Origin of the sequence: Bradyrhizobium diazoefficiens, from assembly GCF_016612535.1 — a bacterium.
In the GTDB taxonomy this organism is placed as follows: Bacteria; Pseudomonadota; Alphaproteobacteria; order Rhizobiales; family Xanthobacteraceae; genus Bradyrhizobium; species Bradyrhizobium diazoefficiens_C.
This window is the reverse complement of record NZ_JAENXS010000002.1, coordinates 1,936,446-1,958,481: the sequence shown is the minus strand read 5'-3', so window position 1 is coordinate 1,958,481 and position 22,036 is coordinate 1,936,446. Positions and strand designations below refer to the sequence as shown.

Here is a 22,036-nt window from a genome sequence, read left to right as displayed (position 1 = left end):
GCGCGGGGAGGGATGGCTACCTGTGCTGATGTCGAGCAAGCCGAACCATGCAGATCGTGACCGGCGCGTTGAGCAGGACAATTTCGCCGCGCGGTTTCCTGCCAGCATTCCAGCGCCGTCGCGCCAGAGCCTGCGCGGCCTCGACTGGTTCATCTTCTTTCTTGCCGACGTGCAGACCGGATTCGGTCCCTTCATCGCGGTTTACCTGACGACGCAGAAATGGACCCAGGTCGAGATCGGCCTGGTGCTGTCGATCGGCGGCATCGTTGCCCTGATCGGGCAGATGCCGGGCGGCGCAATCATCGATGCCGCGAAATCCGAGCGATTGGTTGCCGGCCTTGCGATCGCGACCATCGGCTGTTGCGCGCTCGCCTATGCGGCGATGCCGATCTTCCCCGTCGTGGTGGCTGCGGCCACGCTGCATGCGGCCGCAAGCTGTGTGCTCGGGCCGGCGATCGCAGCGATCAGCCTCGGCCTCGTGGGTCCGCTTGCAATCGGCGAACGGCTCGGCCGCAACGCGCGCTTTGCCTCGCTCGGCAATGGCGTTGCGGCCGCCGTGATGGGCACCGCCGGCTATCTCCTGTCCAGCCGCTCGGTGTTCCTGGTCAGCTTCCTGCTCGCGATTCCGACCCTGATTGCGCTGTCGCGCATCCGCGAGGAAGAAGTCGACATCGCGCGTTGTCACGGCGAGATGCCGCGCGAGGCGCCGGTTCCGGGCGATACCAATCTCTGGCATCTGGTCCGGCAGCGGCCGCTCATCGTCTTTGCGTTCAGCGTGCTGCTGCTGCAGCTGGCGAACGCCTCGATGATGCCGCTGATGGCGAGTGCAGTGACGGCGCGGTCGAGCCAGTGGGCGACGGTGCTTGTGGCTTTTTGTATCGTCGTGCCGCAGGCGATCGTGGCACTGCTGTCGCCGACCGTCGGGCGCAAGGCGCAATTGTGGGGCCGGCGCCCGTTGCTGCTGATCGGATTCGGCGCGCTGACGATCCGTGGCCTGCTGTTCGCGACCGTGCGCGATCCGTATTTGCTTGTAGCGGTGCAAGTGTTCGACGGCTTCACGGCGGCGGTGTTCGCCGTGATGATTCCGCTGATCGTGGCCGACGTCGCCTTCGGCAGCGGGCACTTCAACCTGGCGCAGGGCATCGTCGGCACCGCGACCGGCATCGGCGCTTCCTTGAGCACCGCGCTCGGCGGCTATGTCAGCGACAAGTTCGGCAATGCCACCGCCTTCTTCGGGCTGGCGAGCATCGCGGCGACCGGGCTGTTGCTGATCCTTTTCGTGATGCCGGAGACCCGGCGCACGGGCCTGACCGCGACAAAGGAAATGGCCGGCTGAACGAAATCAGCCGGCCATAAGTGGCAGGGAGGATGATAATCAGGCGTCGAGATTGTGCAGGCGGGCCCGGTTGCGCAGCACGATCTGGCGAGCGCCGGAGAAGCCCAGAATGCCCTGGGCGTGAAGTTGCGACAGCGCGCGCGACACGGTTTCGAGGGTGAGGCCGAGATAGTCGCCGATGTCGCGGCGGCACATCGGCAGCGCCATCATGCCGGCAACGGCAAGGCGGCGATCCATTTCGAGCAGGAAGGTCGCGACCCGCTCCATCGCGGTCTTGCGGCCCAAGAGCAGCATGTGGTCTTCGGCGTGTCGCAGCTCGCCGGCCGTCATGGCCCAGAGCTTGCGGGCGACCAGCACGTCGGTCCCGGCGGCCTTCTCGAGGCTCGCCCGCTTCACCAGGCGCACATTGGTGTCGATGATGGCTTCGGCTGCGAGACGATGGGCGGCGCCGGATTCGAGGCCGAACACGTCGCCGGAAAGATGGAAGGCGCCGATCTGGCGGCGGCCGTCGGAGAGAAGCTTGTAGCTGCGGACGGCGCCGGAGACGACCTGGTAGACGTACTCGGCCGGCTCTTCCTCGCCGTAAATCTCCTCGTCCTTGCGGTAGGAGAATTCCGTGGCGACCAGGCCGACATGGCCGGTGATGGCGCCGAACTGGTCGGAGACCGGATGGGCCGGGGCAATCTTGCCACCAATCTGGGTGTTGATCGCCTGGGTGTTGAGCGTCTGGGTCAGCATCTGCGCCATCTCCGTTGTGACGACGCCTTGGTACGCGGTATCGGGTGCTTCGAAAATTTCGCGAGATATCTTAAGGGGGTTGCCTTACGTAGAATCCCGTAGGTCATTTCCGCGGCGGTCCTGGATGGCGTGGCGGATCCGTTTGACCAGGTTTTCGTCGAGAAGCGGCTTCAAAATAACGTCCTTGACGCCCGCAGCCGCCGCGCGGGCGAAGATTCTCCCGTCGGGATAGCCGGTGATCAGGATCACGGGCGTACCGCCGATTGACTGGCGCAGGCGGCCGGCGAGCTCGATGCCGTTGATGTCGGGCATCTTGTAGTCGATCACGTAGCAGTCCGCGGCGGGCGCACCGCCGGCATTGAGCAGCGCCGTGCCACTCCTGAAGGTTCGCACGGCAAAGCCGTCCGTTTCCAGCAGGAATCGCAGGGATACGAGCACCGCGTCGTCGTCGTCGACCACATAGACGGTAGGCTGTGCGGAAGACGACATCGGCAGCCGCTCACAATGGGAGCTGATCTCAGTCATGCCGATTGACTAGCAGATGGCGCGGGAGGAGGCCTTGACCTGCCTCAATCCTTGAGCATACCGGCCCGCATCGCCAGCCGTACCAGTTCTGACAGGCTGTTGGCGCGCATCTTGGTCATCACGTTGGCCCGGTAGACCTCGATGGTACGCGGGCTGATGTCGTAGTCACGGGCGATCAGCTTGTTGGAGAGTCCGGCAACCAATCCCTCCATGACCTGACGCTCGCGCGGGCTCAAGGAGGCGATGCGCGCGGCGAGGTCCTGCGCGATGGCGTCGTTCGCGGCCGCGGGTCCGGCCTCGCGGATCGCGGACTCGATCATGGCCGTGAGGCGGTCGTCCTCGAACGGCTTCTCGAGGAAGTCGACGGCGCCGAGCTTCATGGCCTCCACCGCGAGCGGAACATCGCCGTGCCCGGTCATGATCAGGATCGGGAACGGGCTCTGCTGCGCCTTCATCAGCTTCAGAAGCTCGATGCCATCGATGCCGGGCATGCGCACGTCGGAGACGACGCAACCGAACGCGAGGCCGGGGAGGGCATCGAGGAAGCGTTGCGCATCATCGAACAGGGTTACGCTGTAGCCTGCGGAATCGAGCAGAAAATTCAGCGAATCGCGCATCGCGTCGTCGTCGTCGATAACGTAGATAGTTCCCTTGGTCGTCATGGATCAGCTCTCGTCGGCTGCAGGCAGGGTGAATCGGAATGTCGCCCCGCCCGATGCGTTGCTCTCGGCCCACATGCGTCCGCCATGAGCCTCGATGATCGAGCGGCTGATTGACAGTCCCACGCCCATGCCGGTTTCCTTGGTGGTGAAAAAGGTCTGAAACAGATTCGGAACGACGTCGTCCTGAAAGCCGGAGCCGGTATCGGAGACCTCGATCTCGATCATGTCGTCGGCGACGCGGGTGTTGGTGACGACGAGCTCGCGCTGTAGCGACTGCGCCATCGCCTCGAGCGCATTGCGGAACAGATTGACCAGCACCTGCTGGATCTGGACCCGGTCGGCCAGCACGAGATCGGCGTCCGGGTCGAGAGCGAACCGAAGCTGGACGTTTTGTTCGCGTGCGCCGGCAAGCCCGAGCGCGCCGGCCTCCTCGATCAGCTTGGACAGGCTCTCGACCCGCTTCTCGGACTCGCCGCGCGCGACGAAATCGCGAAGCCGACGGATGATCTGGCCCGCGCGTACCGCCTGCTCTGCGGCGCGATCAAGCGCGCTCTCGATTTTCGTTACATTCGGATCGGCGCTGCCCGCGAGCAGCCGCCGCGATCCCTTCATGTAGTTGCTGATCGCGGCAAGCGGCTGGTTCAGCTCATGGGCGAGCGCAGACGCCATCTCACCCATCGCGCTCAACCGCGAGACATGGACGAGCTCCGACTGCAATTCCTGGAGCCGCGCCTGGGTCTGCTGATGTTCGGTGAGGTCGCGGACGAAGCCGGTGAAATAGGGCTCGCCGCCCGACTGCATCTCGCCGATCGACAGATGCATCGGGAAGGTGGTCCCGTCGCGGCGCTTGCCGGTCACGATGCGGCCGATGCCGATGATGTGCGGATCGCTGGTGGTGCGGTAGCGCGCGATGTAGCTGTCATGGCGCGAGCGGTCGGGCTCCGGCATCAGGACGCTGACGTTCTGGCCGATCGCCTCATGCTCGGACCAGCCGAACAGGCGTTCGGCGGCCGTGCTGAAGAGCTGCATGATGCCGCGACCGTCGATGACGATCATGGCGTCGGGGATGGTCTGGAGAATGGAGCGGAGGTGGGTCTCGCGGGTGCGCAGCGCCTCCTCGACCTGCTTCTCCTGGTCGATATCGAGGAAGATGCCGCTCAGATGACGGGCGCCGCCATTGTCATCGCGGATCAGGCCGGCGCGGGCTCTGATCCATTTTTCCCCGCCCACCGCTCCGGAGATTCTGAAGGACACGTCGAAGCCGCCGCCGCGCTCGGAGACGCGCCGGATCGCACTCTCAACCCGTTCACGATCCTTCGGCTCGATACGAGACAGGAAGAACTCGTAGCTCTCCGGCTGGTCTGGTCCGACGCCGAGCATGGCCCTGGACGTGTCGGACCATTCCAATGCCATCGTCCTGAGGTCGAGATCCCAGGTCCCGACGCCGAATCCTTCGATTCGAACGCGGAAATGTTCGCCCCGACCGTCATCTTGGGGATGCGTTACGCGGGTCGGCGACAAGCGACGCTCCTGCTTCTGATGCGGTGGCCCCTGACGCCGTTACCGCTGCCGTAATGTCGCCCAAGCCCGGCCCGGAGGCAAGTTCCGTCGCAGGCCGAGGGCGGCTGTCGCAAGCAACCGGCCTGCTCTTGATCTATCTCATCTTCCGGAATGGCGGCAGGCGTACAGTTTAGCCGAAGAGACGGCACTGGAGGCTTCCGATGACATACGCGACCGTGATGGTCTGCCTGGCGCTCGATCAACCAAACGATTCGCGTCTTCAAGTCGCAGGCGAGCTTGCCGAACGGTTCGAGGCGACCGTTGTCGGGGTCGCCGCGGCGCAGTTTGCCCCGCCGCTTTATTTCGCCGATGGCGCTGCGGCCCAGCGCCTGATCGATCAGGAGCAGGCCTCCGTCAAGCGGTGCCTTGCCGATCTGGAGGCGGAATTCCACGCCGCGACGAAGACGCGGGGCGCATGCGCGGAGTGGCGCTGCGCCATGGATTTTCCCGCGCGATTCGTCCTGGCGCAGGCGAGGTGTGCCGACATCATCGTCAGCGGCGGCCGGAGCCCGGCCATTTCCGATGCCTTCTCGCTCGCAAGCCCCAAGGATCTGGTGATGCAGGCCGGCCGGCCGCTTCTGGTCGTGCCTGATCGAACCAATTGGCTCGATCTGCGCAGCGCGCTCGTGGCCTGGAAGGACACACCCGAGGCGCGAAGGGCGGTGATTGACGCGCTGCCGATGCTGCGCAAGGCGAAGGACGTCGCCATCGTCGAAATTCCGGAAGCCAGCGACGACCGTACGGCCGTGATGGCCCATGTGAGCGACGTTGCCGCCTGGCTCGCCCGCCACGGTGTCACCGCAACGGCGCGTGTTCCGGAAGCCGCGGGCAATGAAACCGCCGCCGCGCAATTGGAGAGGGTCGCTGTCGATGTCGGCGCCGGCCTGATCGTCGCCGGCGCCTATGGTCATTCCCGCTTCCGCGAGCTGATCCTCGGCGGCGTGACGGAGTATCTGCTGACGCAATCCGCCCGCTGCGTGCTGTTGTCGCACTGACTGCCGCGAGAGAACCATCGATGAGGACGCGCCGTGTACAAATTCCTTGAGCAGACCGTCGACGGCTACATGACGCACAACGTCAGGACGGTGCAGCGTGACCACAATCTACTCGCGCTCAGCGAGATGTTCGAACAGGACGATTTCAACTCCTATCCGGTCGAGGACGACGGCCAGGTCGTCGGCATCGTCACCAAATTCGACATCCTGAAGTGTTTTGCCTTCACGCCGAGCCAGATGCTGCCGCGCTATCACGACCTGATGAGCCGCAAGGTCGGCGACGTCATGACGCCGGAGTTCATCTATGTCAGCCCCGACACGCGGCTGACGCGCGTGCTCCAGATCATGGTCGAGCACCGCATTCGCAGCGTCATCGTGCTCGACAGCGCGCAAAAGCTGGTCGGAATCATCGCGCGCGAGGACGTCATCGCGGCGCTCAAGGCGACGGCTCGCGACTGACGCGTTGCCTGCGAATCCCGCGATTTCAAGCTCCGTGATTCCACGGAAGCAGCGCTTCGCCGTGCGCGCAACGGCGGGGCAAGCAATTGACGTTGCTCCCTGATCCGCGGCCGCCTCAACATTAACAGAAATCCACATGTCTTGATTTCAATCAATTCCCCGCGAGGGTGAATGTGGTTTCTGGGCTCGTGTTCTTTCAGAGAGAATCCGCGATGCACCAGCCCTCCATCTCCAAATCCATGACATCAGGTGAAAGCGGCTTGGCTGTCGTGTTCGCGGTCACCGCCTTCCTCTGCGTGATCGCTTCGGCCAAGGCGCTCGATGCGCCCTTCGCCTTCCACGCCGCGCTTGGCGCGGCGGCGAGCTTGGCGGCGGTGTTCTGCATCATCAACCGCTACTACGACCGCCCGGCGGCGCTGCCACCCGCGGAGATCAACGGTCGTCCCAACTACAACATGGGCCCGATCAAGTTCTCCTCCGTCATGGCGATGTTCTGGGGCATTGCGGGCTTCCTCGTCGGCCTCATCATCGCCTCGCAGCTGGCGTGGCCCGCGCTGAACCTCGATCTGCCCTGGACCAGCTTCGGCCGCCTGCGCCCGCTGCACACCTCTGCGGTGATTTTTGCCTTCGGCGGCAACGTGCTGATCGCAACGTCCTTCTACGTGGTGCAGAAGTCGTGCCGCGTGCGCCTGGCCGGCGATCTCGCGCCCTGGTTCGTGGTCGTCGGCTACAACTTCTTCATTCTCGTCGCCGGCACGGGCTATTTGCTGGGCGTCACCCAGTCCAAGGAATATGCCGAGCCCGAATGGTACGCCGATCTCTGGCTGACGATCGTCTGGGTTACTTATCTGCTCGTCTTCCTTGGCACCATCATCAAGCGCAAGGAACCGCACATCTTCGTCGCGAACTGGTTCTACCTCGCCTTCATCGTGACGATCGCGGTTCTGCACCTCGGCAACAACCCGGCGCTGCCGGTCTCGGTGTTCGGCTCGAAGTCCTACATCGCCTGGGGCGGCATCCAGGATGCCATGTTCCAATGGTGGTACGGCCACAACGCGGTCGGCTTCTTCCTCACCGCCGGCTTCCTCGCCATCATGTACTACTTCATCCCCAAGCGCGCCGAGCGGCCGATCTATTCCTATCGGCTCTCGATCATCCACTTCTGGGCACTGATCTTCCTCTATATCTGGGCCGGCCCGCATCATCTGCACTACACGGCATTGCCCGACTGGACGCAGACGCTCGGCATGACCTTCTCGATCATGCTGTGGATGCCCTCCTGGGGCGGCATGATCAACGGCCTGATGACGCTATCGGGCGCCTGGGACAAGCTGCGCACCGATCCCGTGCTGCGCATGCTCGTCGTCTCGGTTGCCTTCTACGGCATGTCGACCTTCGAAGGGCCGATGATGTCGATCAAGGTGGTCAACTCGCTCAGCCACTACACCGACTGGACCATCGGCCACGTGCATTCCGGCGCGCTCGGCTGGGTCGGCTTCGTCTCCTTCGGCGCGCTGTACTGCCTGGTGCCGTGGATATGGAATCGCAAGGGCCTCTACAGCCTGAAGCTCGTCAACTGGCACTTCTGGATCGCGACGCTTGGCATCGTTCTCTACATCTCGGCGATGTGGGTGTCCGGCATCCTCCAGGGCCTGATGTGGCGCGCCTACACCTCGCTCGGCTTCCTCGAATATTCGTTCATCGAGACCGTCGAGGCGATGCATCCGTTCTACGTCATCCGCGCCGCCGGCGGTGCGCTGTTCCTGATCGGCGCGCTGATCATGGCCTTTAACCTCTGGATGACCGTTCGCGTCGGCGAGCAGGAAGTCCAGATGCCCGTCGCTCTTCAGCCGGCGGAATGAGGAGCTTCCCATGTCGTTCTGGACACGCCACCAAATCTTCGAAAAGAACTCGATCATCCTGGTCGTCGGCATCTTGCTGGTGATCGCGATCGGCGGTCTCGTCGAGATCACGCCGCTGTTCTACCTCAAGAGCACGATCGAGGTGGTCGACGGCGTCAGGCCCTACACGCCGCTGGAGCTGGCGGGGCGCAACATCTACGTCCGCGAAGGCTGCTATCTCTGCCATTCGCAGATGATCCGGCCGCTGCGCGACGAGGTCGAGCGCTACGGCCACTTCTCGCTCGCCGCCGAGAGCATGTTCGACCACCCGTTCCAGTGGGGCTCGAAGCGCACCGGTCCCGATCTTGCCCGCGTCGGCGCCAAATATTCCGACGACTGGCACGTCACCCATCTGACCAATCCGCGCGCGATCGTGCCGCAATCGGTGATGCCGGGCTATCCCTTCCTGGCGCAGACCGAGGTCGATCCGGAGACGATCGCCGACCACATGCGTACGCTGCGGACCGTCGGCGTGCCCTATACCGACGACCAGATCGCCAACGCGGCCGCCGACATGAAGGCCCAGGCCGATCCGGACAACACCGGCACCGACGCCTTTGCCAAGCGCTACGCCAAGGCCGTGGTGCGCAATTTCGACGGCAAGACCGGAACGCCGACCGAGATGGACGCGCTGATCGCGTACCTGCAGATGCTCGGCACGCTGGTGGACTTCAAGCTCTACAACGAGAAAGCCAATCTTCGCTGAGAAGGCATCACCGATGAAAGCCATCCTGACACTCGACAACCTCGCATCCAGTCTCGTGACCACGATCTGGACGCCGGTCTTCGTCGCGATCTTTCTCGCGATCATCACCTACGCATTCTGGCCCCGCAACAAGGCCGAGTTCGACGAAGCGGCCAGCCTGCCGTTGCGGGAGGAGTAAGAGATCATGACCGACCATAGTGAAATCGATTCCGTCACCGGCAGGGCCACGACCGGACATGAATGGGACGGCATCAAGGAGCTCAACACGCCGCTGCCGCGCTGGTGGGTGATCTGCTTCTATCTCACCATCGTCTGGGCGATCGGCTACTGGATCGTCTATCCGGCCTGGCCGCTGATCTCGAGCAATACCACCGGCCTGCTTGGCTACTCGACGCGCGCCAGCCTCGCGGTGGAGCTCGCCAATCTCGAGGCGGTCCGCGGCGAGAAGATGGCGACGTTGGCGGCGGCCTCGCTCGCCGACATCGAGAAGGATCCGGCCTTGCTGGCGCTGGCGCGAGCCAAGGGCAAGACCGTGTTTGGCGACAATTGCGCGCCGTGCCACGGCTCCGGCGGCGCCGGCGCCAAGGGCTTCCCGAACCTGAACGACGACGACTGGCTGTGGGGCGGCACGCTCGACCAGATCATGCAGACCATCCGGTTCGGTGCGCGCTCGACGCATGCGGACACCCATCCGGGCCAGATGCTCGCCTTCGGCAAGGACGGCGTGCTGAAGCCGGACGAGATCGTCACGGTCGCCAACTACGTCCGCTCGCTGTCGGGACTGCCGACCCGGCCGGGCTATGACGTGGCGAAGGGCAAGAAGATCTTTGCCGAGAACTGCGTCGCCTGCCACGGCGACGACGCCAAGGGCAATCAGGAGCTCGGCGCGCCCAACCTGACCGACAAGATCTGGCTCTATGGCTCGGACGAGGCAACCCTGATCGAGACCATCAGCAACGGCCGGGCCGGCGTGATGCCGGCGTGGGAAGGGCGGCTCGATCCCGCCACCATCAAGGCCATGGCGGTCTACGTCCACTCGCTGGGCGGCGGAAAATAACCAAATATCGACAAGCGGGGGCGAACAAAACTGCTCCCGCTTGAGCTGGATCAATCGACGCGGCGGCGTTGGGTCTAGGTTTAATCGCACCTCTTCGAGACAATTTGCGCGATGAACAAGACCGTGAACCCGAACGAGCTCACATCGGACGACGATAACGGACCGCTCTATGTGGCCCAGAAGAAGGTGTATCCCCAGAGCATCTCTGGCACCTTCCGCCGGATCAAATGGGGCCTGATGGCGTTCTGCCTCGGCGTCTATTATTTCCTGCCCTTCGTGCGCTGGAACCGCGGCCTCGATGCCCCCAGCCAGGCGGTGCTGATCGATCTCCCCAACAGCCGCTTCTATTTCTTCTTCATCGAGCTGTGGCCGCAGGAAATCTATTACTTCACTGGTCTGCTGATCGTGGCCGCGGTTGCGCTGTTCCTGATGAACTCGATCGGTGGCCGCATCTGGTGCGGCTATCTCTGCCCGCAGACGGTCTGGACCGATTTGTTCTATGCGGTCGAACGCTTCGTCGAAGGCGACCGCCGCGAGCGGATGCGCAGGGACAAGTCGGGCGGTTCGCTGACCTTCAAGCGCGTTTCCGAGATCGCGCTGAAGCATTCGATCTGGCTGATGATCGCCTGGTGGACCGGTGGCGCGTGGGTGCTCTACTTCAATGACGCCCCGACGCTGGTGAAGGAGCTGCTGACCTTCCAGGCGCCGATGATCGCCTATATCTGGATCGGCATCCTGACTGCGACGACCTATGTGCTCGCCGGCTTCATGCGCGAGCAGGTCTGCACCTATATGTGCCCGTGGCCGCGGATCCAGGCCGCGCTCACAGACGAATGGGCGCTCAACGTCACCTACCGCTACGACCGTGGCGAGAAACGCACCTCGGTCAAGAAGGCCGCGGAGCTGCGCGCGCTCGGCCAACAGGTCGGCGACTGCGTCGACTGCTATCAATGCGTTGCGGTCTGCCCGACCGGCATCGACATCCGCAACGGGCCGCAGCTCGAATGCATCCAGTGCGGGCTCTGCATCGACGCCTGCGACAACGTCATGACCAAGATCGGCCGGCCGAAACGACTGATCGGCTATGACAACGACGTCAACATCCAGCGCCGCCGGGACGGCAAGGCGCCGGTCTATCGCATCGTCCGCGCCCGCACGGTCGCCTACAGCGCGATCATCACGGCCGTCGGCGGCATCATGCTCTACGTGCTCGCGACGCGCAGCCTGCTCGACGTCAACGTGCTGCACGATCGCAATCCGGTCGCGGTCAGGCTCAGCGATGGCTCGATCCGCAATGCCTATACCGTTCGGTTGCTCAACAAGAGTGGGTACGACCGCGTCATCGCGATCGACGCGGACGGGCCGGCCAACGCCACGATTCACGTCGTCGGTGCCGATTCCGTGACGCCGGACCGGCCGATGATCGTGATCCCGCGCGACTCCACCAGCGAGCTCCGCCTGCTCGTGACCGCGCCGGCGGAGAACAATCCGGAGAAGTCGATTCCCGTTCGCTTCCACGTCACCGATATCGGGCTCGGCGAGATGGCATCCGCCACCGACAATTTCGTCTCGCCGTAACGTCAGGAAACCGCCATGGCATCCAAGCCGCTGACCGGAACAAAAGTTTTCCTGATGCTGGTCGCCTTCTTCGGAATCGTGATCAGCGTCAACGTCACCATGGCGAAGCTCGCGATCTCGACGTTGCCCGGAACCGACGTCGACAGCCCCTATGCCGCGGGCCTCGCCTATGACCGCGAGATCTCGGCGGCGCACGACCAGGCTGCGCGCAAATGGAAGGTCAGTGCGCATATCGAGCGATACCCGGACGGCAATGCTGTGCTTCAGGTCGAGGCGCGCGACGCGGCGGGCCAGCCGGTGACCGGACTGAAATTCGGCGGTCGCCTGGAGCGGCCGACCGACAAGCGCGCCGATCTCGCCGTCGAGCTCGCGGAGGCCGGCATCGGCATCTACCGCGGCAACGCCGCGTCCGTCGCACCCGGTCAGTGGGATCTCGTCATCGAGGGCGATGCGAAGGGCGACCGCGTATTCCTGTCGCGCAACCGCGTGATCCTGAACTGAAGGCCTCGCCATGCAGGTGACGCGCGATTTCTCTCACTACGTCCGCGCCGCGGGTGCAGGTCTCCAGCATATCGATCTCGCGGTCGAGGGCGTTCACTGCGCCGGCTGCATGGCCAAGATCGAGCGCGGTCTGTCCACCATTCCAGACGTCACGCTAGCGCGCGTGAATCTCACCGACCGCCGCGTCGCCCTGGAATGGAAACAAGGCACGCTCGATCCTCTCAGCTTCATCGACCGTCTCGAGGAGCTCGGCTACAAGGCCTATCCGTACGAGACCGAGAGTGCGGAGGCGACCGAGGTCGCGGAATCGCGCTTCCTGCTGCGCTGCCTCGGCGTCGCAGCGTTTGCCACGATGAACGTGATGATGCTGTCGATCCCGGTGTGGTCGGGCAACGTCTCCGACATGCTGCCGGAGCAGCGCGACTTCTTCCACTGGCTGTCGGCGCTGATCGCATTGCCGGCGGCGGCCTATGCCGGCCAGCCGTTCTTCCGCTCGGCCTGGCGTGCCCTGTCGAACAAGACCACCAATATGGACGTTCCGATCTCGATCGGCGTGTGCCTCGCGCTCGGCATGTCCGTGGTCGAGACCATCGACCACGCCGAGCACGTCTATTTCGACGCGGCCATCATGCTGCTGACGTTCCTGCTGGTCGGTCGTTTTCTCGACCAGAACATGCGGCGGCGGACCCGCGCGGTCGCAGGCAACCTTGCCGCGCTCAAAGCCGAGACCGCGGCCAAGTTCGTCGGCCCCGACGAAATCTCGCAGGTACCTGTCGCCACGGTCCATCCCGGCGACATCGTGCTGTTGCGGCCGGGCGAGCGCTGCGCGGTCGACGGCTCGGTGATTGAGGGACGTTCCGAGATCGACCAGAGCTTGATCACCGGCGAGACGCTTTATGTTACCGCAGAACATGGCACGCCCGTCTATGCGGGCTCGATGAACATCTCCGGCACGCTGCGGGTGCGAGTCTCGGCCGCGTCGGAAGCGACGCTGCTCGCCGAGATCACGCGGTTACTCGACCATGCGCTGCAGGCCCGCTCGCGCTACATGCGGCTCGCCGACCGTGCCTCGCAGCTCTATGCGCCGGTAGTGCATGCGACCGCGCTCATCACCATCTTGGGCTGGGTCATCGCCGGCGCGAGTTGGCATGATGCGATCGTCACGGGCGTGGCCGTGCTGATCATCACCTGTCCCTGCGCGCTCGGGCTTGCCATTCCGACCGTGCAGACCATCGCCTCGGGCGCGATGTTCAGGGCGGGCGTGCTGCTCAATTCCGGTGATGCCATCGAGCGCCTCGCCGAGACCGACCACGTCATCTTCGACAAGACCGGCACGTTGACGCTGCCCGATCTCGAGGTGACGAATGCGGCCGATATCCCCGCCGGCGTTTTCGAGCTCGCGGGCCGGCTCGCGCTGTCGAGCCATCATCCGGTCGCCGCCGCGGTCGCTCAGGCCGCGGGCGCAAAGTCGCCGATTGTCGGTGCGGTTGAGGAGGCCGGGCAGGGCGTCCGTGCGACCGTGGATGGTGTCGAGATTCGCCTCGGCCGGCCGTCCTTCTGCGGCGCCGAGGCGATGATCGGCAGCGCGACGCTCGATCCCGAAGCCTCCATCGTGGCCCTCAGCAAGGGGACCGAAAAATTCATCTTCTCGGTGCGCCAGGGCCTGCGTCCTGACGCGCGGGCTGTGATCGCGGCGCTGAAGGCGCGTGACATCGGCATCGAGATTCTCTCCGGCGACCGCGAGTCCGCCGTGATTGCGGCGGCCCGCGCGCTGGGCATCGCCGAATGGCGCGCCGGCGTCACGCCGGCCGACAAGATCGCGCGGATCGAGGAGTTGAAGCAGCGCGGCGTAAAAGTGCTGATGGTCGGCGACGGCATGAACGACGCGCCGTCGCTGGCGGCGGCCCATGTCTCGATGTCGCCGATTTCGGCCGCGCATCTCAGCCAGGCCACCGCCGATTTCGTCTTCCTTGGCCGGCCGCTGGGGCCGGTCGTGGCCGCTATCGACGCCGCGCGAAAGGCGCTGCATCTGATGCGTCAGAACCTCTGGCTTGCGATCGGCTACAACGTCCTGGCGGTGCCGGTTGCGATCAGCGGCGTCGTGACGCCCCTGATCGCCGCGGCCGCGATGAGCGGGTCGTCCATCCTGGTCATGCTGAATTCGCTGCGGGCACGCAGCCGCTCACGGGAGATCGCGTAATGGAGATCCTGGTCATCCTGGTCCCGCTTGCGCTGATGCTCGGACTTGCGGGTCTCGTCGCCTTTCTCTGGTCACTCCGCAGCGGCCAGTACGACGATCTCGACGGTGCCGCCTGGCGGGCGATCGCAGACGACGAGCCGCCGCAGGAGGCGCCGGCGAAGCGTTAATGCTCCACGATCGGCTCAATAAATCAGCTTTCCGAAAGCCAGGATGGTGCGCCCCTCGGCCGGCATGATGTATCCGGAGCCGCTCGCGTACGGCACGAAATAGCGGCGATCTGCGAGGTTTTTCCCTGTCACGCCGATGCTCCAGCGATCCCTCTCATAGGCCACCTTGCCGTCGAACGTGACATATCCGGGCGTGAAATAGATGTTGTCGAGCGCCACCGCCTGGGCGGAAGCCGCGTACAGGCCCGCTCCGATTGCCACGTTCTGCAACCATCCATGCTGAAATTTGTAGTTCGCCCAGAGCCGGCCGGAGTCGCGCGGCACGCGGTCGATCACGGTGCCGGGCACATAGAGCTGGTCCCGCGTGACGACGGCTCTCACATGCGCATAGCTTGCAAGGATCGAAAGCCCCCCGAATGGTTGCCAGGTCAAGTCCGCATCGAACCCCTCTGCGCGTTGCTCGCCCACCTGCGTGGCCAGGAAAATGCTTCCCGGCAGCAGGCTCATGACGTTGCGCCGCGTGTTGGTGAACCAGGCGAGGGTGCCGGCAAAGCCGGACGGCAGCGCGAGTTTCAGTCCGGCCTCGGTCTGCTCTGCTTCCTCGGGCTTCGGTGCACCGGCGGCGTTGAAGAACGGCACACCGCGGTAGCCTTGCGAGTAGTCCGCAAAGGCCGATACGCCCTTGACGAGATCGACCACCGCGCCGAGCCGGGGCAGCGGCTTCCAGGCATTGGTGACGAAATCGCTGCCTGCCACCATGTCGGTGCCGTGGATATAGACATGTGCAAGACGCACGCCCGCGAGGAGATGCAGCCGCTCACAGATGTCCGATTGCCACTGCGTCGTGAACCCGCTGTTGACGTAGAGATTGTCGGCGTTGAACGCGCTCGTGGTCGGCGGCGTGTAGGCGGGGAATACCGGATTGGCGAAATCGACGAGGCCAGCGAAGGCGACGTCGTCGCGGATCTTGTCCGCAACATGATCGCTGTCCGCTCCAAACAGAACCGTGTTCCAGGTCGGCCCGACCGCGAACTTGGCGAGGACGTTGGCGTTCGCAGCGACCTCGCGCGTATCCACCGGCAGATGGAAGCTGAGAAACGGAAAGATCGAGCCGTAAAGCGGGGTATCGGTTCCGAGGAAATGGCCGAACTGCTCGAGCCGCATCTGGCTGACGCGGGTCGTGGCATTCGCCGACCAGACCGCGTCGAACGCGTGATCGACCCGCAACGTCACCCCGTTGTAGGTCGTCCAGCTGCGGCCGAGATCGGCGCGATCGGGAAACGGCGTCGGCGAAATCGTGAACTGGGAGCGGTCGACGGTGCCGGCGCCAGGCAATCCCGTGTAGTTCTGGAACGAGCGCGACGAGAAGCTGCCCTGGATCGTGAGACGCGTGCCATCATTGTCGTTGAAGAGAAATGTCGGATTGAGCGCGTAGCGGCGGTGATCGATCGCATCGACAAAGTCGCCGGATGTCTCGACATCGCCGGTCATCCGGAAAAGCGCCGTGCCTGCGCTTGCAATCGGCTGGTTCACGTCGAACCAGCCGTTCCACAGGCCGTAACCGCCGGCCGTGGCGCCGATCTCGGCGAACCGGTTTTCGGTCGGCAGCTTCGACACCGTGTTGATGATGCCCCCGACCGGCCCGATGCCGCCCTGGTAGAGGATTCCGGCCGGGCCTTTCAGCACCTCGATCCGCTCGGTGTTGACCAGCGAGGTGTTGTCGCCGCCGTCATAATAGTTCGGCAGGCCGTCGACATAGCGGTCCGCGGGGAAGCCTCGTACCTTGTAAGCATAGCCAAGGAAGGTGTTGCCCGACATCGGCGTCACGGCCGAAATGTTGCGCAGCCCATCCATCAGGCCGAGCGGTTGCTGATCGTCGAGCACGGCCCGCGGCACGACGGCGATGGCTTGCGGAATACGCTCGATCAGTGTGTCGGTCCTGGTCGCAGAGACCGATGTAAGCGCGCGGTAGCCGCTCACCGGCCCGGCGGTGGTCTGGATCACGGGCGGCCCACCGTTCGGTGCGGCGCCCTCGCTGCGTGCTGGCACATCGGCGCGGTTCGTCTTGGGTGGCGCTCGGGCAGCTGCGATCGCCGGCTTGCTCGATTTGGGAGCGGCGATGCGTTTGCGCTTGGCGTACACCGTCACCGCTGGCAGCCGCTCGGACCGTTCAAGGCTGGCAGGTGGAGGTGCGCGATCGGCGGTCGCATTTTGCGCGCAGATTGGACCGGCCTCTCCGGCGATAATGACGGCTAGCAGCGCAGCGCGCCGTGCCACATGCGAAAAGATGCGTCCGCCACGCCGATCCAGGACGACCGAAAGCCGCCCGAATTCAGGCATTTGCCCAAAAGGCCGCCTCACTCGCCCCTAATCCCCCAAAGCCAGTTCCCCACGGGAACCTATCGGATCGGGGCGGACCGCGCAAACGGGTTCAGGCAACGCTATTTCGAAGCCTCGATCCAGCGCGGCTGAGCGCTGGTCATGCGCGTGATCTACGACGAGTGATCGGCAGTCATTGTGCGGTCAAGCGAGGCCGCCGTGCCGCCCTCCGCGCCGGCCTCGGCCCACTGGCGCATCGCGACGAGGTGGGCGGCATCGTGGAGATACATCCCGACAGCCAGGCCGCGATCGTAGCTGGCCCAAAAGCGCGGCAGGATCATTATACTATGGCCGCCGCGCCCGGTGATCTTGACCAGTCCCGCCGATTCCGCATCGGTCATCAGGTTGCGGACATGGGTGCGGGACACGCCAAAACGATCGGCGGCTTCGATGTAGGGGATCGCGGCATTCGGATCGGCGGCGTCCATTGCCGCCATCAGCACGGCATTCTGGATGAGTGGCCCCGCTGCGTGCATGAAAAACAGCATTGTGTCCGGCAACGTCATCATCAGTTGCGCCGACACCGGACCGAAAGGGAAGCATGTCCGGCAATGGAGAACGTGAAAAGCGCGATTGCGCGACAGCACGGGGCTGTAGTCATGATCGGGGAAAAGCATCGCCAGCGGGATGTAGTGCGTTGCGAGCCACTCAGTGTGATGCGTGCGCAGCTTGTTCGTGGACGCAAGCAGTCGGACACGCCCGTCACCGGGAGCTCGACGCAGCTCGAGAAATCCAACCTCGCGCAATCGCGAGACGAGATGATCCACCTGCCGGTCGCTCGCATAGCCAAACATGGCGAGCTGCCGCTTGAGTGCAGCCACGGTGAACCAGGTCTCGCGCCGCGACAGATCTTCCGCGGCTTCGAGCACCGCAACGCTGTGAAATACCAAAAATCTGCCGGCCTCGAGCAGCAGCCGAACCAGAAACGGATCGCCTTCGTACAAATGAACGAAGCTGCCGAGATAGGCGCGACGTGCGTCCGGCAGGCGCGGATGGTTCAAAATCTCCTCGAAGCTCAGCCGCAACCGGCCGCCGACAAGGCGCTCAAGCTCGTCTCGTTCCACCGCTGCCCCTCAGCTCAACCCTCGAAACCTATTAGGCCGCCGCGATCCGCGCAATGTTTTCCGCCAACCGTCCCATGATTGCACCTAACGTGCAGCGATGGTCCGTTTGGGCCTCGCCGCTAAAAGGCAATTTCGCCCAGAGCGACGTCGACCGTCAGTATTATGGTGTGGAGCATGCCCCTCCAGCCGAGTCAGTTCATCGACCTATAGGGAGGCCGAAATGGCACTTTACATGTATCAATTCGCATACACTTCAGAATCCTGGGCTGCGCAGATGAAAAACCCGCAGAACCGGCTCGAGCAGGCCGGTCGAGCGGCGACAGAAGCGGCCGGTGGAAAATATATCGGTGGCTGGCTGAGCATGGGGGAATACGACGCCGTTCTGATCGCCGACGTGCCGGACATCGAGAGCATGGCCGGCATCGCACTTGCAGTTGCCGCCGGTGGTGCGCTGAGGTCGGGGAAGACGACGCCGCTGATGACGGGCGATCAAGGTGTCACGGCACTGCAGAAGGCGACGACCGTGGCGAGAACGTATCGTCCCGCGAGTTGAATTCTACATGAGAATAAGGGCCCTCGGCAGCCAGAAGCGCCGAGGCCCGAACAGTGACGGGGACTGTCGGCAACGCTATCCGTCCGCCCGGATTCACTTCCGCTGCTAACCCCTTTGCAGACGCGGTGAAAAGTTCGCTGCTCTCGGCCGCTTGTCCGGCGCGGTTGAACGGCTTTATGCCGCGGAGCATCGGAGCGACAAACATGCGGCCGTGCGCAGATCACCAGTCGCGGCGGCGCCGCAAGGGGCCGTCAGATGATAGGGTTTAGCAAGTGGAGGGACGTCATGGAAATCCAGGCATTCGGCTATCTCGGCGTCGGGACAGCAAAGCTCGACGACTGGACAGCGCTCGCGACCAAAGGTCTTGGCATGGAAGCCGTCGATCGCGGCGGCAGCACACGCGCTTTCCGCATGGATGATCGAAAGCAGCGCCTTGTGCTCGACGGCGCCTTGCCCAGCGGCACCAACTATTTTGGCTGGGAGGTCGCGGACACCGTGGCGCTGGATGCTCTCGCTGCAAGGCTGGAGCAGGCCGGCGTTGCCGTGCAGCGCGAACCGGCAGCGCTTGCGGACCAGCGCTTTGTCTCCGGCCTGATCTCGTTTCGCGATCCGGCCGGCAATCGTTTGGAAGCATTTCATGGCGCGGCCATTGCCGACACGCCGTTCCGCCCCAGCCGCTTGATCTCGGGATTTCGCGCCGGCCCGCTCGGGATGGGGCATGTGCTTGTTACTGTGCAGGATATTGAAGGCGCATTGGCATTCTACCAGAACCTGCTCGGCTTTCGCATCAGCGATTATTCGCTCGCGCCCATCAAGGCCTACTTCCTGCACGTCAATCCGCGGCACCACAGCATCGCTCTCGTCGAGGCGCCGGTGAATGTCCTCAATCATTTGATGGTCGAGCTCTATTCGCTCGACGACGTCGGCCAAGGCTATGACCTCGCCCGGATGGATCGCGAGAAGATTGTCGCGACGCTTGGCCGTCATAGCAACGATTTCATGACATCCTTCTACATGCGTACGCCGTCGGAGTTTTTTGTCGAATATGGCTGGGGCGGCCGCGAGGTCGATGACACCAATTGGCAGCCGCACGAGGTGGACACGCTGGCGAGCTTTTGGGGCCACGATGGACTGGTCCGCGCCGTTGGCGGCGAGGATCCGCCTGTCGAGCTGCGGCATAATGCTCAGAACCGCCAGAGGCGGGCGCCAGTCCAGGTGATCGACGGCAACTACGCGCATCTCAAAGGCGTCTGCCCCTGGTGGGATGCCGTAACGGCGCAGGGCAGGCATGACAATCGGCGCCGTCGGGCCGGTGTGGCTTGATAGCGAGAGCGTTAGATAGTGGGGACACTCAGCGTGCCCCGATTGTTTCGGGCTCACTTAGGCGATGGGTTCTTCGCGATGTAATGTGTCCCGGCACGGTGCTGGTCGGTTTGCGAGCCAAGCGAACTGGCACCGTCGCCTCCCGACAACCAAAGAGACATGATCAACTCGACCGCAAGGAGGCCAGCCAGGGCCCAAGCAGCAAGAGAGTATCCGCGCCAGAACTGCTTCGCCTCCTCGGCGTTTTTGAACACGGGCACGAAGTCGCACATTGCCGATCCTCGACGAGGGCGAGGCAACCTATGACGAAAGCAGTCTCGGCGTCACGGCAACACTCATTGTGTTTCGCGATATGCGCAAAGTTTTCCCGACGCAGTTTGCCCGAAGCAGCTAGCCTCACTCGAACCGTCGATATTGTTGGACGGTATTTCTGCTGTTCGATTTTCGCGCACGTAAGGAGATTTCATGAAGACCCTCAAAGCCAGGCCGCAAGGCTCGGCTAGCCTGTCGCTCCCCTCGCTCGCGTACGCTCTGCTATTGGCTGTTCTGGTTGCTTTTGCCTTGCATGTTATTGTTTCCGCTGGTCCTGCCGCGCGCGCCGCCGCACAGGAATATGTGGCGCAGGCCATTGCGGAGGAAGATCGCCAATTCTGCGAAATGTTCGGAATGCGATCGGGCACGGACACGTTCGTTGCGTGCAGCAGAGAGCTGGCGAATATCCGACAACGGCAGGTCGATCGCGACAGCGCTGCGGCCGAAGGCATTCTCTAGCGCTTTCTCCAATTCGGCGATGATTCGACGGGCGGTGCTTGGCGTGGCCTTGGCCAGTGATGTCAATTCTCTGGTCAACAGCAAAAAGGGACGTACTCAATGAGCATAACACTCCGCCCGGGCACGCCCGCGGACGCCAAGGCCTGCGGTCAGATCTGCTACGAAGCCTTCGAGGCGATCGGCGCGGCCCACAATTTTCCGCCGGACTTTCCATCTTCGGAGGTGGCAAGCAGCGTGCTATCGCCCCTGTTCGCTCACTCCGGCTTTTACGCGGTCGTCGCAGAGCATAACGGACGCGTCGTCGGCAGCAACTTTCTCGATGAGCGCTCGCCGATCGCCGGCGTCGGGCCGATCACGGTTGATCCGGCGGGGCAGAACAGCGGCGTCGGCGGCCGCCTGATGCAGGAGGTTCTGGATCGCGCTGCCAGCACGCGGGCGGCCGGTGTGCGCTTGCTCCAGGCCGGCTATCATAATCGTTCGCTTTGCCTCTACACCAAGCTCGGCTTCGTCACGCGCGAGCCGGTCTCGGTCCTTCAAGGAAAGAGTCTTGGGCGGACGCTTGCAGGCTACAACGTCCGCCCGGCGACGATGGCAGACCTGGCGCCCTGCAACAGCATTTGCATGCGGGTTCACGGCTTCGATCGCTCGGCCGAATTGCGCGATGCCGTCGAACAAAAGACGGCCGCGGTCGTCGAGCATCTCGGACGTATTACCGGCTACACGACGGGGATCGCGTTTTTCGGGCACAGTGTCGCCGCGACCAATCAGGATCTGATGGCCCTGATCGGCGCGGCGACCGAGTTCGGAGGACCCGGCTTCTTGCTGCCGACCCGCAACCACGAGGTTTTCAGATGGTGCCTCGACGGTGGATTGAAGCTCGTCTTCCAAATGAATTTGATGACTGCCGGTCTGTATCAAGAGCCGACCGGCGCCTACATGCCGTCCGTGCTCTACTGAGCGGTTTGTCCCCGCCTTGGCGCGCTGAATACGTCGCGCGGGTGACCGGGCTACTTTCGCGAATGATCAAATGAATCTCAATCAAAGGCATCCTGCCATGACGAAACGTCGATACTCCAAGTTCATTGCGCTCGCTAGCTTGCTCGCGCTCCTTTTCGTAAGTTCACAATGCTTTGCCGGGCCAGCAGACAATGTGATCGCCGCAGCCCTGCAGAAGTGGTCGGATGCCTTTGCCAAGAAGGATTGGGATGCGATGGGCAGCCTCTATTCGAAAGATTCGCTGTTCTACGGGTCAACGCCGCCCCTTTACCGTGGAATCGAGGGCGTCAAGGCGTACTTCAATGCTCTACCGCCGACGGTCGGCGCTACAGTGGCTTTCAAGGATATGGAAATTGTCCCGGTCGGGTCCGACCTCATTAACATCGCGGGAATTGCGACCTTCACCGTTCCCGGGGCGCCAGCACCGATCGCATTCAGGATTACGCAGAGCTACGTCAATCAGGGCGACGCCTGGAAGATCGTCAGCCATCACGTATCCCGGGTGGAGGTGCGTTGACGATTTCACGGCAGCGCGGTCCGCGCTATTGTCGCTGCATCTCCGTCG

At 63.6% G+C, this 22,036-nt stretch carries 22 protein-coding genes; 16 read left to right on the top strand and 6 right to left on the bottom strand.

All coding sequences use genetic code 11. The features are described from left to right. Positions 1 to 22 precede the first annotated feature (22 nt). Positions 23 to 1,336 carry an MFS transporter gene (locus JJE66_RS26075; RefSeq protein WP_200517322.1) on the top strand — a complete coding sequence of 438 codons (1,314 nt, stop codon included), beginning with the start codon at positions 23 to 25 and terminating at the stop codon, positions 1,334 to 1,336. 39 nt (positions 1,337 to 1,375) lie between these two features. On the opposite strand, the gene JJE66_RS26070 is transcribed toward JJE66_RS26075, so the two are convergent. From JJE66_RS26070 to fixL, 4 genes are all read right to left on the bottom strand, one after another. Further along, complete coding sequence (locus JJE66_RS26070) at positions 1,376 to 2,074, bottom strand: helix-turn-helix domain-containing protein (protein ID WP_200517321.1); 699 nt, start codon at positions 2,072 to 2,074, stop codon at positions 1,376 to 1,378. Between the two features lie 84 nt (positions 2,075 to 2,158). Further along, a complete protein-coding gene (locus tag JJE66_RS26065; protein WP_200517320.1) occupies positions 2,159 to 2,599 on the bottom strand; it encodes a response regulator in 441 nt (146 codons plus the stop codon). Between the two features lie 44 nt (positions 2,600 to 2,643). After that, entirely contained in the window at positions 2,644 to 3,261 is a 618-nt protein-coding gene (fixJ, locus tag JJE66_RS26060) for a response regulator FixJ (RefSeq protein ID WP_200517319.1), read from the bottom strand. 3 nt (positions 3,262 to 3,264) lie between these two features. Further along, positions 3,265 to 4,782 (bottom strand): sensor protein FixL, encoded by a 1,518-nt coding sequence (gene fixL / locus JJE66_RS26055; protein WP_200517318.1) that lies wholly within the window; start codon positions 4,780 to 4,782, stop codon positions 3,265 to 3,267. Positions 4,783 to 4,982: 200 nt separating this feature from the next. Between fixL and JJE66_RS26050 the strand changes: the two genes are divergently transcribed. The 10 genes from JJE66_RS26050 to ccoS all read left to right on the top strand — a co-directional run bounded on the left by JJE66_RS26050 (position 4,983) and on the right by ccoS (position 14,385). Further along, complete coding sequence (locus JJE66_RS26050; RefSeq protein WP_200517317.1) at positions 4,983 to 5,816, top strand: universal stress protein; 834 nt, start codon at positions 4,983 to 4,985, stop codon at positions 5,814 to 5,816. Positions 5,817 to 5,849: 33 nt separating this feature from the next. After that, the gene (locus tag JJE66_RS26045; protein ID WP_200517316.1) at positions 5,850 to 6,275 is read left to right on the top strand and encodes an HPP family protein; all 426 of its coding nucleotides are present in this window, start codon (positions 5,850 to 5,852) and stop codon (positions 6,273 to 6,275) included. Positions 6,276 to 6,487: 212 nt separating this feature from the next. After that, a complete protein-coding gene (ccoN, locus tag JJE66_RS26040; protein WP_200517315.1) occupies positions 6,488 to 8,137 on the top strand; it encodes a cytochrome-c oxidase, cbb3-type subunit I in 1,650 nt (549 codons plus the stop codon). A 10-nt stretch (positions 8,138 to 8,147) separates the two neighbouring features. Then, complete coding sequence (gene ccoO / locus JJE66_RS26035) at positions 8,148 to 8,882, top strand: cytochrome-c oxidase, cbb3-type subunit II (RefSeq protein ID WP_200517314.1); 735 nt, start codon at positions 8,148 to 8,150, stop codon at positions 8,880 to 8,882. A 13-nt stretch (positions 8,883 to 8,895) separates the two neighbouring features. Further along, positions 8,896 to 9,060 carry a cbb3-type cytochrome c oxidase subunit 3 gene (locus JJE66_RS26030; protein WP_200517313.1) on the top strand — a complete coding sequence of 55 codons (165 nt, stop codon included), beginning with the start codon at positions 8,896 to 8,898 and terminating at the stop codon, positions 9,058 to 9,060. Positions 9,061 to 9,066: 6 nt separating this feature from the next. Continuing rightward, positions 9,067 to 9,939 (top strand): cytochrome-c oxidase, cbb3-type subunit III, encoded by an 873-nt coding sequence (ccoP, locus tag JJE66_RS26025; protein ID WP_200517312.1) that lies wholly within the window; start codon positions 9,067 to 9,069, stop codon positions 9,937 to 9,939. A 111-nt stretch (positions 9,940 to 10,050) separates the two neighbouring features. After that, the gene (gene ccoG / locus JJE66_RS26020; RefSeq protein WP_200517311.1) at positions 10,051 to 11,517 is read left to right on the top strand and encodes a cytochrome c oxidase accessory protein CcoG; all 1,467 of its coding nucleotides are present in this window, start codon (positions 10,051 to 10,053) and stop codon (positions 11,515 to 11,517) included. A gap of 15 nt (positions 11,518 to 11,532) precedes the next feature. Further along, positions 11,533 to 12,018 (top strand): FixH family protein, encoded by a 486-nt coding sequence (locus JJE66_RS26015; protein WP_200517310.1) that lies wholly within the window; start codon positions 11,533 to 11,535, stop codon positions 12,016 to 12,018. A gap of 10 nt (positions 12,019 to 12,028) precedes the next feature. After that, a complete protein-coding gene (locus JJE66_RS26010) occupies positions 12,029 to 14,218 on the top strand; it encodes a cation-translocating P-type ATPase (protein WP_200517309.1) in 2,190 nt (729 codons plus the stop codon). Next, positions 14,218 to 14,385 carry a cbb3-type cytochrome oxidase assembly protein CcoS gene (ccoS, locus tag JJE66_RS26005; protein WP_007607689.1) on the top strand — a complete coding sequence of 56 codons (168 nt, stop codon included), beginning with the start codon at positions 14,218 to 14,220 and terminating at the stop codon, positions 14,383 to 14,385. The genes JJE66_RS26010 and ccoS overlap by 1 nt, the downstream gene beginning before the upstream one ends. 15 nt (positions 14,386 to 14,400) lie before the next feature. Here the strand turns inward: ccoS and JJE66_RS26000 are convergent, their stop codons facing one another. Together JJE66_RS26000 and JJE66_RS25995 are read right to left on the bottom strand one after the other, a co-directional pair. Next, a complete protein-coding gene (locus tag JJE66_RS26000) occupies positions 14,401 to 16,533 on the bottom strand; it encodes a TonB-dependent siderophore receptor (protein ID WP_200517308.1) in 2,133 nt (710 codons plus the stop codon). A gap of 344 nt (positions 16,534 to 16,877) precedes the next feature. Next, positions 16,878 to 17,828, bottom strand: a complete 951-nt coding sequence (locus JJE66_RS25995) for a hypothetical protein (RefSeq protein ID WP_200517307.1) — start codon at positions 17,826 to 17,828, stop codon at positions 16,878 to 16,880. 220 nt (positions 17,829 to 18,048) lie between these two features. On the opposite strand from JJE66_RS25995, the gene JJE66_RS25990 reads away from it, so the two are divergent. The 5 genes from JJE66_RS25990 (at position 18,049) to JJE66_RS25970 (ending at position 21,988) form a co-directional block, all read left to right on the top strand. After that, positions 18,049 to 18,381, top strand: a complete 333-nt coding sequence (locus JJE66_RS25990) for a GYD domain-containing protein (RefSeq protein WP_200517306.1) — start codon at positions 18,049 to 18,051, stop codon at positions 18,379 to 18,381. A gap of 285 nt (positions 18,382 to 18,666) precedes the next feature. Next, positions 18,667 to 19,704: a VOC family protein gene (locus JJE66_RS25985; protein ID WP_200517305.1), complete on the top strand. Its 1,038-nt coding sequence runs from the start codon at positions 18,667 to 18,669 to the stop codon at positions 19,702 to 19,704. A 465-nt stretch (positions 19,705 to 20,169) separates the two neighbouring features. Then, positions 20,170 to 20,475: a hypothetical protein gene (locus tag JJE66_RS25980; RefSeq protein WP_200517304.1), complete on the top strand. Its 306-nt coding sequence runs from the start codon at positions 20,170 to 20,172 to the stop codon at positions 20,473 to 20,475. A 99-nt stretch (positions 20,476 to 20,574) separates the two neighbouring features. Beyond that, positions 20,575 to 21,432: a GNAT family N-acetyltransferase gene (locus JJE66_RS25975; RefSeq protein ID WP_200517303.1), complete on the top strand. Its 858-nt coding sequence runs from the start codon at positions 20,575 to 20,577 to the stop codon at positions 21,430 to 21,432. Between the two features lie 70 nt (positions 21,433 to 21,502). Then, the gene (locus JJE66_RS25970) at positions 21,503 to 21,988 is read left to right on the top strand and encodes an AtzH-like domain-containing protein (protein ID WP_200517302.1); all 486 of its coding nucleotides are present in this window, start codon (positions 21,503 to 21,505) and stop codon (positions 21,986 to 21,988) included. Positions 21,989 to 22,036: the final 48 nt, after the last annotated feature.

Coding starts and splice junctions, on each gene's coding strand:
- JJE66_RS26070 (WP_200517321.1), bottom strand. CDS start 2,074: ATGCTGACCCAGACGCTCAACACCCAGGCGATCAACACCCAGATTGGT.
- JJE66_RS26065 (WP_200517320.1), bottom strand. CDS start 2,599: ATGACTGAGATCAGCTCCCATTGTGAGCGGCTGCCGATGTCGTCTTCC.
- fixJ (WP_200517319.1), bottom strand. CDS start 3,261: ATGACGACCAAGGGAACTATCTACGTTATCGACGACGACGACGCGATG.
- JJE66_RS26050 (WP_200517317.1), top strand. CDS start 4,983: ATGACATACGCGACCGTGATGGTCTGCCTGGCGCTCGATCAACCAAAC.
- ccoN (WP_200517315.1), top strand. CDS start 6,488: ATGCACCAGCCCTCCATCTCCAAATCCATGACATCAGGTGAAAGCGGC.
- ccoO (WP_200517314.1), top strand. CDS start 8,148: ATGTCGTTCTGGACACGCCACCAAATCTTCGAAAAGAACTCGATCATC.
- JJE66_RS26030 (WP_200517313.1), top strand. CDS start 8,896: ATGAAAGCCATCCTGACACTCGACAACCTCGCATCCAGTCTCGTGACC.
- ccoP (WP_200517312.1), top strand. CDS start 9,067: ATGACCGACCATAGTGAAATCGATTCCGTCACCGGCAGGGCCACGACC.
- ccoG (WP_200517311.1), top strand. CDS start 10,051: ATGAACAAGACCGTGAACCCGAACGAGCTCACATCGGACGACGATAAC.
- JJE66_RS26015 (WP_200517310.1), top strand. CDS start 11,533: ATGGCATCCAAGCCGCTGACCGGAACAAAAGTTTTCCTGATGCTGGTC.
- JJE66_RS26010 (WP_200517309.1), top strand. CDS start 12,029: ATGCAGGTGACGCGCGATTTCTCTCACTACGTCCGCGCCGCGGGTGCA.
- ccoS (WP_007607689.1), top strand. CDS start 14,218: ATGGAGATCCTGGTCATCCTGGTCCCGCTTGCGCTGATGCTCGGACTT.
- JJE66_RS25990 (WP_200517306.1), top strand. CDS start 18,049: ATGGCACTTTACATGTATCAATTCGCATACACTTCAGAATCCTGGGCT.
- JJE66_RS25985 (WP_200517305.1), top strand. CDS start 18,667: ATGGAAATCCAGGCATTCGGCTATCTCGGCGTCGGGACAGCAAAGCTC.
- JJE66_RS25980 (WP_200517304.1), top strand. CDS start 20,170: ATGAAGACCCTCAAAGCCAGGCCGCAAGGCTCGGCTAGCCTGTCGCTC.
- JJE66_RS25975 (WP_200517303.1), top strand. CDS start 20,575: ATGAGCATAACACTCCGCCCGGGCACGCCCGCGGACGCCAAGGCCTGC.
- JJE66_RS25970 (WP_200517302.1), top strand. CDS start 21,503: ATGAATCTCAATCAAAGGCATCCTGCCATGACGAAACGTCGATACTCC.